Source organism: Pseudomonas sp. B3G-3, assembly GCF_028640915.1.
In the GTDB taxonomy this organism is placed as follows: Bacteria; Pseudomonadota; Gammaproteobacteria; order Pseudomonadales; family Pseudomonadaceae; genus Aquipseudomonas; species Aquipseudomonas chlororaphis_I.
Genome location: NZ_JAQZAB010000126.1, coordinates 1 through 14,263, shown reverse-complemented (window position 1 = coordinate 14,263; position 14,263 = coordinate 1). Strand labels below are relative to the sequence as shown.

13 protein-coding genes are annotated in these 14,263 nt (G+C 64.9%); 5 read left to right on the top strand and 8 right to left on the bottom strand.

The window, feature by feature from the left end; genetic code table 11:
- The gene (gene cysQ / locus PVZ80_RS26870; protein ID WP_273864808.1) at positions 1-828 is read left to right on the top strand and encodes a 3'(2'),5'-bisphosphate nucleotidase CysQ; all 828 of its coding nucleotides are present in this window, start codon (positions 1-3) and stop codon (positions 826-828) included.
- 153 nt (positions 829-981) lie between these two features.
- Here cysQ and PVZ80_RS26865 read toward each other — a convergent pair whose 3' ends face one another.
- From PVZ80_RS26865 to rfbB, 7 genes are all read right to left on the bottom strand, one after another.
- Positions 982-1,437, bottom strand: coding sequence for a YiiD C-terminal domain-containing protein (locus PVZ80_RS26865; RefSeq protein ID WP_007931705.1), 456 nt, complete (start codon positions 1,435-1,437; stop codon positions 982-984).
- 51 nt (positions 1,438-1,488) lie between these two features.
- Positions 1,489-2,892, bottom strand: coding sequence for a sigma-54-dependent transcriptional regulator (locus PVZ80_RS26860; protein ID WP_273864807.1), 1,404 nt, complete (start codon positions 2,890-2,892; stop codon positions 1,489-1,491).
- Positions 2,889-4,697, bottom strand: a complete 1,809-nt coding sequence (locus PVZ80_RS26855) for a sensor histidine kinase (RefSeq protein ID WP_101281663.1) — start codon at positions 4,695-4,697, stop codon at positions 2,889-2,891. The genes PVZ80_RS26860 and PVZ80_RS26855 overlap by 4 nt, the downstream gene beginning before the upstream one ends.
- 193 nt (positions 4,698-4,890) lie before the next feature.
- Complete coding sequence (rfbD, locus tag PVZ80_RS26850) at positions 4,891-5,772, bottom strand: dTDP-4-dehydrorhamnose reductase (protein ID WP_124339472.1); 882 nt, start codon at positions 5,770-5,772, stop codon at positions 4,891-4,893.
- Entirely contained in the window at positions 5,769-6,314 is a 546-nt protein-coding gene (gene rfbC, locus PVZ80_RS26845; protein WP_009046483.1) for a dTDP-4-dehydrorhamnose 3,5-epimerase, read from the bottom strand. Before rfbC ends, rfbD begins: the two co-directional genes overlap by 4 nt.
- On the bottom strand, positions 6,311-7,186 hold the full coding sequence (gene rfbA, locus PVZ80_RS26840) for a glucose-1-phosphate thymidylyltransferase RfbA (RefSeq protein WP_009046484.1): 876 nt from the start codon (positions 7,184-7,186) through the stop codon (positions 6,311-6,313). Before rfbA ends, rfbC begins: the two co-directional genes overlap by 4 nt.
- On the bottom strand, positions 7,183-8,265 hold the full coding sequence (gene rfbB / locus PVZ80_RS26835) for a dTDP-glucose 4,6-dehydratase (RefSeq protein WP_028683831.1): 1,083 nt from the start codon (positions 8,263-8,265) through the stop codon (positions 7,183-7,185). The genes rfbA and rfbB overlap by 4 nt, the downstream gene beginning before the upstream one ends.
- A 223-nt stretch (positions 8,266-8,488) precedes the next feature.
- Here rfbB and PVZ80_RS26830 point away from each other — a divergent pair, with 223 nt between their 5' ends.
- Positions 8,489-11,401 (top strand): aminotransferase, encoded by a 2,913-nt coding sequence (locus tag PVZ80_RS26830; protein ID WP_273864806.1) that lies wholly within the window; start codon positions 8,489-8,491, stop codon positions 11,399-11,401.
- Between the two features lie 43 nt (positions 11,402-11,444).
- Here PVZ80_RS26830 and PVZ80_RS26825 read toward each other — a convergent pair whose 3' ends face one another.
- Positions 11,445-11,720, bottom strand: coding sequence for a hypothetical protein (locus PVZ80_RS26825; protein WP_273864805.1), 276 nt, complete (start codon positions 11,718-11,720; stop codon positions 11,445-11,447).
- Between PVZ80_RS26825 and aguB the strand changes: the two genes are divergently transcribed.
- From aguB to PVZ80_RS26810, 3 genes are all read left to right on the top strand, one after another.
- The gene (gene aguB / locus PVZ80_RS26820; RefSeq protein WP_038582957.1) at positions 11,719-12,597 is read left to right on the top strand and encodes an N-carbamoylputrescine amidase; all 879 of its coding nucleotides are present in this window, start codon (positions 11,719-11,721) and stop codon (positions 12,595-12,597) included. The genes PVZ80_RS26825 and aguB overlap by 2 nt on opposite strands.
- Before the next feature lie 4 nt (positions 12,598-12,601).
- The gene (gene aguA / locus PVZ80_RS26815) at positions 12,602-13,708 is read left to right on the top strand and encodes an agmatine deiminase (RefSeq protein WP_038630379.1); all 1,107 of its coding nucleotides are present in this window, start codon (positions 12,602-12,604) and stop codon (positions 13,706-13,708) included.
- Between the two features lie 246 nt (positions 13,709-13,954).
- Positions 13,955-14,155, top strand: coding sequence for a hypothetical protein (locus PVZ80_RS26810; protein ID WP_038630380.1), 201 nt, complete (start codon positions 13,955-13,957; stop codon positions 14,153-14,155).
- The last annotated feature ends 108 nt before the right edge of the window (positions 14,156-14,263 follow it).

Here is a 14,263-nt window from a genome sequence, read left to right as displayed (position 1 = left end):
ATGAATTTTCCCCATCCATTGCTGGCGCCGGTGATCGACCTGGCCTTGAAGGCCGGCGAGGCGATCCTGCCGTTCTGGCGCGCCAACGTCGCCGTCACCAGCAAGGCCGACGAATCGCCGGTGACCGCGGCCGACCTGGCGGCCCACCACCTGATCGTGCAAGGCCTGGCCGCGCTGGACCCGAGCATCCCGGTGCTCTCCGAAGAAGACGCCGATATCCCTCGGGACGTGCGTGCCGGTTGGCAGCGCTGGTGGCTGGTGGACCCGCTGGACGGCACCAAGGAATTCATCTCCGGCAGTGAAGAGTTCACCGTCAATATCGCCCTGATCGAACAGGGGCGGGTGGTGTTCGGCGTGGTGTCGATGCCGACCAGTGGTCGCTGCTATTTCGGCGGCGCCGGCCTCGGGGCCTGGCGCGCGGACAAGGGCCAGGCGCCGGTGGCGATCCACGTGCGTGACAGCCTGACGGCGGGCGAAGCCTTCACCGTGGTCGCCAGCCGTCGGCATAGCAGCCCTGAGCAGGAACGTCTGCTGGCTGGCCTGAGTGCGACCCTGGGCGAGTTGCAGCTGGCGAACATCGGCAGCTCGTTGAAGTTCTGCCTGTTGGCCGAAGGCGCGGCGGATTGTTATCCGCGACTGGCACCGACTTCGCAGTGGGACACCGCGGCGGCCCAAGGCGTGCTGGAAGGCGCTGGAGGCGAGGTGCTGGATCTGAGTGGCGAGCCGTTCTGCTACCCGGCACGGGAGTCGCTGCTCAATGGCTTCTTCCTGGCGCTGCCGGCCAAGGCCGCATGGCGTGGGCGCTTGCTGGAGCTGGCGCGGGGCTGATCTTGGTAGCCGCTGGCGCAGCCTGCGATCGGCTGCGCAGCAGTCGTAAACCGGTCCGCGCGGTGTGTCAGACAGAATATCGTCAGTCGATCCACGGCTGCTTCGTCGGAGTGCCGCCTAGCCCAATCGCAGGCTGCGCCAGCGGCTACAGGGTTACCGGTGCAACACGTATTGCCCGGTGAAGCGCACCGCATCTTCATCGCTGCCGGCATTCACCACCCGGGTGTGCAGGATCAGCCGCGCGCGACCGTAGCGCTCATACATAGTCACGAACCGGTGCCACACCTCTTCGCTCGGCGCGGCGCAGATGGCCGTGGCGTCGCTGGTCACCGGCAGCGGGTAGTTGATCTGCCCTTCCTGAATCACGATGTGCCCGTCGTCGATCCCCGCTTCTTTCAACCGCAGGTGCAGCCAGCCCCAGCCGGCCAGCACCGCGCCGCAATACAGGCTGCCGCCGAACATGGTGCTTTTGTGGTTGACGTTGGCTTCCAGCGGCAGCTGCAGGCGCAGCTCGTGTGCGTGCCAGTCGAGCACTTTCAGGCCCATGTCCCGCGTCAGGGGAATGTCGTGATGGAGGATGGATTCCAGGTGACGACTGTCGCGGTTCATGCAAGGCCTCGATGGTGAAAGGGGTGCTTTAACAAGGTTAGTCGGCATCGTTCAATCGATGTCGTCGCTACTAGAACTGGCGCTGCTGTCGCCGAAGCTCAGGCCGTGTTTGCGCAGTTTGTCATGCAGGGTCTTGCGTGGAATACCCAGGGCTTCGGCGAGGCTGCGCAGCGAGTTGTGGGAGCGGGCCAGCTCGGCGGCGATCAGGCTCTTTTCGAAGTTTTCCACCTGTTCGCTCAGGCCGCCCTCGACCAGCGTCGGCGCCGGCTGCGAGGAGCCGCCCTCCGCCGCGCTGTTGTCCAGGGCCAGTTCCAGGCCGAGGGCGAAGCGTTCGGCGGCGTTCTGCAGTTCGCGCACATTGCCCGGCCAGCTGTGGCGCAGCAGCAGGGCGCGCTGCCCCGGTTGCAGTTCGTGGGGCGGCAGGCCGTGGCGGGCGCTGGCCTCGTCGGCGAAATGCTGGAACAGCAGCAGGGCGTCTTCGCCGCGCTCGCGCAACGGTGGAATACGCAGCGGCGCGACATTCAGGCGGTAGTAGAGGTCGGCGCGGAAGCGCCCCTGGTCGGCCGCCTGGCGCAGGTCTTCCTTGGTCGCGGCGATGATGCGGATATCCAGCGGGATCAGTTGATTGCCGCCCAGGCGCTCCACCACCCGCTCCTGCAGCATGCGCAGCAGCTTGACCTGTACGTCCAGGCTCATGCTTTCGATTTCATCGAGGAACAGCGTGCCGCCGTTGGCGAATTCGAACTTGCCGATGCGGCGTTTCTGCGCGCCGGTAAAGGCCCCCGGCTCGTGGCCGAACAGTTCGCTTTCGACCACCGATTCGGCCAGGGCGCCGGCGTTGATCGCCACGAACGGACCGTTGCGCCGGCTCGACAGGTCGTGCAGCGCCCGCGCCACCACTTCCTTGCCGGCGCCGGTCTCGCCGAGGATCAGTACGTCGGCCTTGGTCGCCGCCAGGGCGCCGATCTGCTCGCGCAGACGCAGCATCGGCGCGGACAGCCCGACCAGCCGCGCGCTGAGTTCCTGGCGATCGCTCAGGGCCAGGCGCAGGCTGCGGTTGTCCAGGACCAGGCGGCGCAGGGCCAGGGCCCGGCGCACGCTGTCGAGCAGGGCATCGCTGGCGAAAGGTTTCTCCAGGAAGTCATAAGCCCCGGCGCGCATCGCCTGCACCGCCAGCGGCACGTCGCCGTGGCCGGTGATCAGCAGCACTGGCAGTTCAGGATCCTGGCCGTGCAGTTCGCTGAGCAGTTCGAGGCCGTCCATGCCGGGCATGCGGATGTCGCTGACCACTACGCCCGGCCAGTCGCGCTCCAGCCGTGCGGCCAGGCCCTGGGCTTCGCCCAGCGGCAGGATCTTCAGCCCCGCCAGGTCCAGGGTCTGGCTCAGGGCCTGGCGCAGGTGCGGATCGTCGTCGATCAACACCACCTGCACGTCACTGGTGATCGGTGTACTCATACGCTGCGGTCCTCGGACGGTTGCAGGCTCACTCCCGGCGCGCCGGCGCGCAGCCGCAGGGTAATCAGGGCGCCGCCTTCGCGGTGGTTGGAGAACGACAGTTCACCGCCAAAGGCGCGCATCAGGGTGTCGCAGATCGCCAGGCCCAGGCCAAGGCCCTGGGTACGGGTCTTGGTGGTGTAGAAAGGCTCGCCGGCGCGGCCCAGGGCTTCCATGCAGAAGCCCGGACCGTTGTCGCGAATGTACAGATTGACGCCCGTGGCGGTGGATTCGGCACTCAGCCAGAGTTTGCGCGGCGGGCCTTTTTCGGTCAGCGCATCCAGGGCGTTGGCCAGCAGGTTGCCGAGCACCTGGCGCAGGCGCGTCTCCCCAGCCTCGACCCACAGGGTGGCCGCCGGCAGGTCGCGGATCAGCTCCACTTCCATCGCCCGTCGACGCTTGGCCAGCAGCGCCAGGGCATCGTCCAGCGCCGGTTGCAGGGCAACGCTTTCCGGCGCGTGGCGGTCGCGGCGGGCAAAGGCGCGCAGGTGGGCGATGATCGAGGCCATGCGCCCGGTCAGTTCGCTGATCAGCTTGAGGTTGCCGCGGGCGTCCTCGGTGCGCTGATGGTCCAGCAGCACCTCGGCGTTTTCCGCGTAGCTGCGGATCGCCGCCAGCGGCTGGTTGAGTTCATGGCTGATGCTCGCCGACATGGTGCCCAGGGCCGAGAGCTTGCCGGCCTGCACCAGGTCGTCCTGGGCGCGCACCAGTTCCTGCTGGGCGTGCTCGCGCTCCAGCACTTCCTGCCTGAGGCGGCGGTTGAGGCCTTCCAGGTCGCTGGTACGTTCGGCCACGCGCATTTCCAGCTCGCGCCGGGCCTTGGCTTCGAAGGCGATGCGCTCCAGGTAGTGGCGACGGCGCTGCATCATCAGCCCGAGCAACAGCATCAGCACCAGCAGCGTGGCGCCGCCCACCGCCACCACCGTGCGCACCGGGCGGTCGATCAGGGTGCGTGGGGCGAGGATGCTCACGCTCCAGCCGGTTTCGTCGATCTCTCGGGTCTGGGTCAGCCAGGCGCTGGAGTCGAGGTTCAGCGGCCGTGGATCGCGGGTCGGGTAGGGCTGGATGGCGACTATGGCCTTGCTTTCGTCTTCGCTCAGCGGGCGGGTCGAGCGGAAACGCCATTCCGCCCGCGAGGTGAGAATCACCACGCCATTGTGGTCGGTGACCACCAGTTGCTCGGGGGTCTTGCCCCAGAGGCTTTCGGTGTGGTCCAGGTCGACCTTGACCACCAGCACACCGATGATTTTCTCGCCCTTGCGCACGGCGGCGGCGAAGAAATAACCGCGCTTGGCCGAGGTGGTGCCCAGGCCGAAGAAACGCCCCAGGCGCCCGGCCATGGCCTCGCTGAAATACGGGCGGAAGGAGAAATTGCGACCGACAAAACTGTCGTGCTTGTCCCAGTTGGACGCCGCCAGGGTGTTGCCGGAGGTGTCCATCAGGTACATCACTTCGGCCCCGGTCTGGGCGCTGATGTTTTTCAGCAGGCGGTTGGCGTTGCCCTGGGTCACGCCGTCGTCCGGCGCCCCGAGGACCGCGCGCAGCGCCGGCAGCTCGCCGAGAATCTGCGGCAGCACTTCATAGCGGTGCAGGGTGCCCAGCAGGTTGGCGACGTAGAGGTCGAGGGTCTGGCGGTTCTGGCCCGCCAGTTCGCTGCGGTAATAACGCTCGGCCAGATGCTCCAGCGGCCACAGCAGCGGCGCCAGGCACAGGGCCAGCAAAGCCAGGCTACGCCAGCGGGGGCGTCGGGGAAGGGGTGGAGTCATGGGAGCGATGCGCCTGTGGGTACAAGCGCATTATGCCTAGGTTCTATACGTAAACTGCCTGCGCGACGATCATGCCGCGTTAAAAACAGGCTCGGAATGCTCATGTAGGCCCCTACAGTCGAGCGCGACCCCGGCCGTTCCTCGCCTGTTTTTGCCTTGCCTGATCGCCGCTCGGCGACTTTCCGTACAGAACCTACCCCTGCCCGGCAAGACACTCGTGCAATGCGCTGCGCCATTCCGGCTGGACCACGCCCCACTCGCGCGCCAGGCGGCTGCAGTCGAGACGGGAATTCAACGGCCGCGGCGCGGGTGTCGGATAGACGCTGGAGGGGATCGCCTCCAGGGTCGCGCAGGCCTTGCCCTGGGCCAGCAGGTGCTCGCCGATGGCCTGGGCGAAGCCGAACCAGGAGGTCTCGCCAGCAGCGGTCAGGTGATAGGTCCCCCATGCTCCTGGCTGGCCCGCCTGCCAGCGCTCGATCAGGGCGGCGGTGCTGGCGGCGATGGTGCTGGCCCAGGTCGGCGCGCCGATCTGGTCGGCCACCACGCGCAAGTGCGGTTTTTCCTGCAGCAGGCGTTGCATGGTCAGCAGGAAGTTCTTGCCGGTGTTGGAATACACCCAACTGGTGCGCAGGATCAGGTGTTCGCCACCGACTGCGCCGATGGCCCGTTCGCCGGCCAGTTTGCTCTGGCCGTAGACACTCAGTGGGTTGGGTTCATCGGCTTCGGTGTAGGGGGCCTGTTTGCTGCCGTCGAAGACGTAATCGGTGGAGTAGTGAATCAGCGGGATCCCCAGTTTCCGCGCTTCCTCGGCAAACACCCCGGGGGCGCTGGCATTGATCGCAAAGGCCAAGTCCGGCTCGCTCTGGGCCTGATCGACGGCAGTATGGGCGGCCGCGTTGATGATCAGTTGCGGGCGCAGGCTGCGTACCTGTTGGCGAATGGCGTCCGGGTTTGTCAGGTCGAGCAGGCCGCGCCCGGGCACGATCAATTCGTGCTGGTTGCCCAGGCGCTGTTGCAGGGCCTGGGAGACCTGGCCGTGCTGGCCGCTGATCAGGATCTTCAACCGGCCGCTCATGGGAACAGCTCGGCTTCGCTGAGCAATTTGCCGGCCTGATCCTTGGCCGAGAGCTGCGCCGGGCCCGTGAGTTGCCAATCGATGGCCAGGGTCGGATCGTCCCAGCGAATGCAGCGTTCGGACGCCGGCGTGTAGTAGTCGGTGGTCTTGTAGAGGAATTCGGCGTACTCGCTAAGCACCACGAAACCGTGGGCGAAGCCTTCCGGTACCCACAGCTGGCGATGGTTATCCGCGGACAGCCGCACCCCGACCCATTTGCCGAAGTGTGGCGAACTGCGGCGGATATCCACCGTCACGTCGAGCACTTCGCCGGCGACGACCCGCACCAGCTTTCCCTGGGTGTTTTCGATCTGGTAGTGCAGACCGCGCAGCACGCCCTTTTGCGAGCGCGAATGGTTGTCCTGGACGAACTGGGTGTGCACGCCGGTCGCGGCTTCGAACGCCTTGGCATTGAAGCTCTCGTAGAAAAAACCGCGCTCGTCGCCAAAGACCTTGGGCTCGATGATCAGCACGCCGGGCAGTTCGGTGGCCAGGACCTTCATTGGGTTTCTCCCGCCAGGCTGTAGAGGTATTGGCCGTAGCCGGTCTTGCCGAAGTACTTGGCGTGCTCGAGCAAGTGCTCGCGGTCGATCCAGCCCTGGTTGTAGGCGATTTCCTCGAGGCAGGCGACTTTCAGGCCCTGGCGGTGCTCGATGGTCTGCACATACTGCGAGGCTTCCAGCAGGCTGTCGTGGGTGCCGGTATCGAGCCAGGCGAAGCCACGGCCGAAACGTTCGACGCTGAGGTCGCCGCGTTGCAGGTAGGCGTTGTTGACGTCGGTGATTTCCAGTTCGCCGCGTGCCGAAGGCTTGACCGCCTTGGCGATGCTGACCACCGAGTTGTCGTAGAAATACAGCCCGGTCACGGCATAGCTGGACTTGGGTTGTGCAGGCTTTTCTTCGATCGAAAGGGCATTGCCCTGTTCGTCGAAATCGATCACGCCAAAGCGCTGCGGGTCCTTGACCCAGTAGCCGAAGACCGTCGCCCCGGAAGGTTTCGACGCAGCGTTCTGCAGCTTCTCGGTGAAATGCTGGCCGTGGAAGATGTTGTCGCCGAGGATCAGGCACACGGGGTCGTCGCCAATGAATTCCTCGCCGATCAGGAACGCCTGCGCCAGGCCGTCCGGCGACGGTTGCTCGGCGTAGCTGAAGCGCACCCCGAACTGGCTGCCGTCGCCCAGCAGGTTGCGGTACTGCGGCAGGTCCTGGGGGGTGGAAATCAGCAGGATGTCCTTGATGCCGGCCAGCATCAGTACCGAGATCGGGTAATAGATCATCGGCTTGTCGTAGACCGGCAGCAGTTGCTTGGACACACCCAGGGTGATCGGGTGCAGGCGGGTGCCCGAGCCACCCGCCAGAACGATACCTTTCATCATGCGATCAGATCCTTGAAGTCAGTGAAGCCCAGGCGTTGCCCTTGATAGCTGCCGTCCTGCACGTGCTGGCACCATTCCTGGTTGTCCAGGTACCACTGCACGGTCTTGCGCAGGCCGCTGGCGAAGGTTTCTTGCGGCACCCAGCCCAGTTCGCGCTCGATCTTGCCGGCGTCGATGGCGTAGCGCAGGTCGTGGCCGGGGCGGTCCTGGACGAAGGTGATCAGGTCGGCATAGTGCTGCACGCCTTCGGGCTTGCGTGGCGCCAGTTCTTCCAGCAGTTGGCAGATGCCGCGCACCACGTCGATGTTTGTCTGTTCGTTGTGGCCGCCGATGTTGTAGGTCTCGCCGACCACGCCTTCGGTCACCACCTTGAGCAGGGCGCGGGCGTGGTCTTCGACGAACAGCCAGTCGCGCACTTGCAGGCCGTTGCCATACACCGGCAGCGGTTTTCCGGCCAGGGCGTTGAGGATCACCAGCGGGATGAGTTTTTCCGGGAAGTGGAACGGCCCGTAGTTGTTCGAGCAGTTGGTCACCAGTACCGGCAGGCCGTAGGTGCGCTGCCAGGCGCGGACCAGATGGTCGGACGCAGCCTTGCTGGCGGAGTAGGGCGAGCTGGGGGCGTAGGGCGTGGTTTCGGTGAACAGGTCGTCGACGCCGTGCAGGTCGCCGTACACCTCGTCGGTGGAAATATGGTGGAAGCGGAAGGCGCTTTTCTCCGCCGTCGGCAGGGCCTGCCAATAGGCGCGGGTGGCTTCCAGCAGGCTGTAGGTGCCGACGATGTTGGTCTGGATGAAGTCCGACGGGCCGTCGATGGAGCGGTCGACATGGGACTCGGCGGCCAGGTGCATGATCGCCTGGGGCTGGAAGCGCTCGAGCAGGGCGCTGACGGTGGCCTGGTCGACGATATCGGCCTGGACGAACTCGTAGCGGGTGTCGCTGGCGATACTCGACAGCGACTCCAGGTTGCCGGCGTAGGTCAGCTTGTCGAGGTTGAGCACTTCGTGTTCGGTGTTGCGGATCAGGTGGCGAACCAGCGCCGATCCAATAAAACCGGCACCGCCGGTAACGAGAATGCGCATATGGGTAGGCCTTCTTCCCTAAGACATGAAGTCGCGAATGGAGCATAGCTTGTCGGCAGCCAGCGGCCGCTGCAAGGGGCGCCGACGTCTGGCCCGGCTATTGGCATCCTGTTTAGCTTCCCGGCGGCGATGCAGCCCTTGTCGACTGCCCGGGCCTGGGGGTTGCGTAACGCCTGGCGCAGTGGCGATATACGCATCTGACAATAATTCCAGGGGTCGTTCCATGTTGCTCGCCACGTTGATTCACCGCGCCAGCCTGCCCGGTCCGCAGGTCACCCCACAGCAGGCGCTGGACCTGCTCGAAGTGCACTACGGCCTTGGCGGCACGCTGCAATCGTTGGGCAGCCAGCAGGATCTCAACTACCGGCTCGACAGCCCCCAGGGGCGGTTTGTCCTGAAGATCTGCCGTGGCGACTATGCGGCCCTGGAACTGCAGGCCCAGCACGCGGCGCTCAAGCACCTTGGCGCCCACCCCGAGCTGAACGTACCCCGGGTGATCCCGGCGAAGAACGGCGCCGACCTGCTGTCCCTGGACGTCGATGGCCAGGCGCTGCATGTGCGGCTGCTCGACTACATCGAAGGCCAGCCGCTGACCCACCTCAAGCACCTGGGCCCCGAGCTGGCAGCCGGCTTTGGTCGGCTGTGCGGGCAGATGGACCTGGCCCTGGCGGACTTCCAGCACCCAGGACTTACGCGCACCCTGCAATGGGACGCGCGTCATGCCCATAGCCTGATCAACCACCTGTTGCCGGTGATCGCCGATGAGCAGCAGCGCAGCCTGATCGCCGAGGTGGCCGAGCAGGCCGAGCGCCGCGTGCAGCGCCTGGCCGAGCAGTTGCCGGTGCAGGCGATCCACCTGGACATCACCGACGACAACGTGGTCTGGCAGCGTGACGCCCAACGCCACTGGCAGGTGCAGGGGGTGATCGATTTCGGCGACCTGATCCGCACCTGGCGCATCACCGACCTGTCGGTGACCTGTGCGGCGTTGCTGCACCATGCCGAGGGCGATCCGTTCTGCATCCTGCCGGCGGTCCGCGCCTATCACGCAGTCAATCCGCTACAGCAGGCCGAGTTGCTGGTGCTGTGGCCGCTGATCGTGGCCCGCGCCGCGGTGCTGGTGCTCAGTGGCGAACAGCAGGTGAGCATCGACCCGAACAATCAGTACAGCCGCGACAACCTGAACCACGAATGGGAGATCTTCCGCGTCGCCACCTCGGTGCCGTTCGAATTGATGGAAGCGGCGATCCTCGGGGCGGTCGGCCAGACGCTGCCGGCCATCGCCGGCGAAGGTTTCGCGCCGTTGTTGCCGGGCCTGGTGGGACGCGAGTTCGCCCTGATCGACCTGGGCGTGCTCAGCCCGCACTTTGAGGCCGGCAACTGGGAGCAGCCGGAGATCGATACCCAGCTGTTGCAGCAGGCCGCGGCGGCCCATGGGCTGGCGGCCAGTCGCTACGGGCAGTACCGCCTGTCCCGGACCTGCCCGGACAGTGCCGTCGAACCGGATACCTTCCCGTTGCATGTGCAGTTGCAGGTGCCGTCGGGCACGGCGGTCGAGGCGCCGTTTGCCGGGGTGCTGCACCGTGCTGCCGATGGTGCGTTGCGCCTCGACGGCCCACAATTGAGTGTACGGCTATGGGGCGTCACGCCCTCGGTGCATGCCGGCGCGGCGCTGGTCAAAGGCCAGGTGCTGGGGGCGGTGGACGGCGGGCTCAAGGTCCAGCTGTGCCGTGGCGCGCAGCTCGATCCGCCGCTGTTCTGTACGCCATCGCGAGCCGCGGCATGGCAGGCGCTGTGCCCGTCGCCGGCGGCGCTGCTGGGCCTGGCCTGCGACGCCGAGCCGGAGCTCGATCCGCAAGCCTTGCTGGCGCGGCGCGAGGCCAGTTTCGCCCGCTCGCAGAAGCACTATTACGTCGACCCGCCACGCATCGAGCGCGGCTGGCGCAACCACCTGATCGACATGCAGGGCCGTTCCTACCTGGACATGCTCAACAACGTCGCGGTGCTCGGTCACGGTCATCCACGCATGGCCGCCGAGGCCGCGCGCCAGTGGTTGCTGCTCAACACCAACTCGCGCTTCCACTACGCGGCGATTGCCGAGTTCTCCGAGCGTCTGCTGGCGCTGGCGCCGGACTCCATGGACCGAGTGTTCCTGGTCAACAGCGGCAGCGAGGCCAACGACCTGGCGATCCGCCTGGCCTGGGCCTACAGCGGCGGGCGCGACATGCTCAGCGTGCTGGAGGCCTACCACGGCTGGACGGTGGGCGCGGACGCGGTGTCCACCTCGATCGCCGACAACCCCCAGGCCCTGAGCAGCCGCCCGGACTGGGTGCATCCGGTAACCGCGCCCAATACCTATCGCGGTGAGTTCCGCGGCCAGAACAGCACTCCGGACTACGTGCGCAGCGTCGAACACAACCTGGCCAAGCTGGCGGAGCAGAAGCGCCAGCTGGCCGGTTTCATCTGCGAGCCGGTGTATGGCAACGCCGGTGGCATCGCCCTGCCGCCGGGTTACCTGAAGCAGGTCTACGCCCTGGTCCGCGCCCAGGGCGGGGTGTGCATCGCCGACGAGGTGCAGGTCGGCTACGGGCGCATGGGCAAGTTCTTCTGGGGCTTCGAAGAGCAGGGCGTGGTGCCGGACATCATCACCATGGCCAAAGGCATGGGCAACGGCCAGCCGCTGGGGGCGGTGATCACCCGCCGGGAGATCGCCGAAGCGCTGGAGGCCGAAGGCTATTTCTTCTCCTCGGCCGGCGGCAGCCCGGTGAGTTGCCGGATCGGCATGGCGGTGCTCGACGTGATGCAGGAAGAAAAACTCTGGGAAAACGCCCAGGTGGTCGGCGGCCACTTCAAGCAGCGCCTGGAAGCCCTGATCGAGCGTTATCCGCTGGTGGGCGCGGTGCATGGCTCGGGGTTCTACCTGGGACTGGAGCTGATCCGCAATCGCCAGACCCTGGAGCCGGCCATGGAGGAGACCGCACTGCTGTGCGATCGCCTGCGCGAGCTGGGGATCTTCATGCAGCCCACCGGCGACTACCTGAACATCCTCAAGATCAAGCCGCCGATGGTCACCACGCGCCAGAGCGTCGACTTCTTTGTCGACATGTTGGCGAAGGTGCTGGACGAGGGGCTCTAAGCCCCTCGATCTCCTCGTACCCGGATCGCGAGCAAGCTCGCTCCTACAGGTTGGCGGCGTTCCTGTAGGAGCGAGCTTGCTCGCGATAGCGCCAGAACAGACAACCCCATCCCCAGAACGACCCGATAAATACCGATAAGAATCGGTATTTATCGGGTTTTATTTTTGAATTTATATTTTTATGACTTCTAAAGTCGATTTTTATCGGATATAAAGTCATCCCTGTCGGGACCCGGCCAAGCCGCGTCCGGTCTTGCCCTTTTCTGTCATCGGCCGATGCCACCATCGGTCCTTTGCTGCTGCCCAGGAGATGATTCATGAGCCGTATCGTTACCGTCGCCGCAACCCAGATGGCCTGTTCCTGGGACCTCGAAGCCAATATCGAGACCGCGGAAAAACTGGTCCGCGAGGCCGCCGCCAAAGGTGCGCAGATCATCCTGATCCAGGAACTGTTCGAGACCCCGTACTTCTGCCAGAAGCCGAACCCGGACTACCTGCAGCTGGCCACCCCGGTGGAAGGCAACGCGGCCATCGCCCACTTCCAGAAGGTCGCCCGCGAGCTGCAGGTGGTGCTGCCGATCAGCTTCTTCGAGCTGGCCGGGCGTGCGCGTTTCAACAGCATCGCGATCATCGACGCCGACGGCAGCAACCTCGGGATTTATCGTAAAAGCCACATCCCGGACGGCCCTGGCTATCACGAAAAGTACTACTTCAATCCGGGCGACACCGGCTTCAAGGTGTGGAACACCCGTTACGCGAAAATCGGCGTGGGCATCTGCTGGGACCAGTGGTTCCCCGAGTGCGCCCGCAGCATGGCACTGCAAGGCGCGGAGATCCTGTTCTACCCGACCGCCATCGGCAGCGAACCCCACGACAAGAGCATCTCGTCCCGCGACCACTGGCAGCGCGTGCAACAAGGCCACGCCGGCGCCAACCTGATGCCGCTGATCGCCAGCAACCGCATCGGCAACGAAGAGCAGGACGGCTACGACATCACCTTCTACGGCTCGTCGTTCATCGCCAACCCGTTCGGCGAGAAGGTTGAAGAACTGAACGAGACTGAAGAAGGTATTCTTGTCCACAGTTTCGACCTCGACGAGCTGGAACACATTCGCAGCGCCTGGGGTTCGTTCCGCGACCGTCGGCCGAACCTGTACAGCGCGATCAAAACCCTCGACGGTTCCCTGGAGTCCTGAACCCATGACCACTTTGCACAGCACCCCGCGCGCCGACGGCTTCTACATGCCAGCCGAGTGGGCGACGCAGACCCAGACCTGGATGATCTGGCCCGAGCGCCCGGACAACTGGCGCCTGGGCGGCAAGCCGGCGCAAGCCGCGCATGTAGCGGTGGCCAAAGCCATCGCCCGCTTCGAACCGGTGACCGTGGCGGTCTCCGCGGGCCAGTATGAAAACGCCCGGGCCCGCCTGGACGTGCCGAATATCCGCCTGGTGGAGATGTCCAGCGACGACGCCTGGGTCCGGGATACCGGCCCGACCTTCGTCATCAACGACAAGGGCGAAGTCCGTGGCGTGAACTGGGATTTCAACGCCTGGGGCGGTTTCGACGGCGGCCTGTATTCGCCGTGGAACCGTGACGCGCAGGTGGGCGGCAAGATCCTCGAGATCGAGCGCAGCCCGCGTTACCGCACCGAGGGCTTCGTGCTCGAAGGCGGCTCGATTCACGTCGACGGCGAAGGCACGGTGATCACCACCGAAGAGTGCCTGCTCAACCGCAATCGCAACCCGCACCTGAACCGTGCCGAGATCGAAGCGGTGCTCAGCGCCAACCTGGCGGTGGATAAGGTCATCTGGCTGCCGGACGGCCTGTACAACGACGAAACCGACGGCCATGTGGATAACTTCTGCTGCTACGTGCGCCCGGGCGAAGTGCTGCTGGCCTGGACCGACGACCCGCAGGACCCGAACTACCCACGCTGCCAGGCAGCGCTGAAAGTGCTGCAAGACAGCACCGACGCCAAGGGTCGCCCGTTCACCGTGCACAAGATGCCGATTCCGGGGCCGTTGTATGCGACCGAAGAAGAGTGCGCGGGCGTCGACCCGGTGGACGGCACCCAGGAGCGTAATCCGTCGGTGCGCCTGGCCGGTTCCTATGTGAACTTCCTGATCGTCAACGGCGGCATCATCGCCCCGAGTTTCGACGACCCTCTGGATGCCCAGGCCAAGGAGATTCTGCAGAACCTGTTCCCGCAGCACGAAGTGGTGATGGTGCCGGGTCGCGAGTTGTTACTGGGGGGCGGAAATATCCATTGCCTTACCCAACAGCAACCGGCGCCGCACAAGGTTTGAGTGTTGTTGTAACAGCCTGTGACGCCTGATTGACGGGTTGTTACATGGATCCAATCCGGCGTCGCCCGGCAAGCCCGCAGCCCTGATGGACTGCGGGTTTTTTTGTATCCGAAAGCCAGCAATCACGGGACCTTGGCATAGCTCTTGTATCTCTCGCGAGGTCACTCTGAGGCCGGTGGAACTGCGATGTTCTGTCATAAACCTTGGATAAGTTAGCCGCTCACAAACCGGGAGAGAGCGCTGGAGATGAATAGGGTCAGCGAGCGGACTTCACATCCCTTGGCAATGAATAACGAATCGCTTCAGGTTCTGGCGCAATGGTTGAAGTCCAATGGAACGCGACAGGTCCGGGAAGCCGACCCGCGTCGGATGATCCTCGATCGTTACCCTGCTGGTTTGTTCAGCGAGGCGGAACTCGAAGCGTTGTGGGATGTGTTGGAAGGATAAGCAAACAACGGATTGGTAAAAGCGCTGCCCTGATGGCAGCGCTTTTTTTTGGTTCTTCACGGAATACCGGGAAAGACGCTCTTGATCTTCATGAAAAAGAATTCGCTA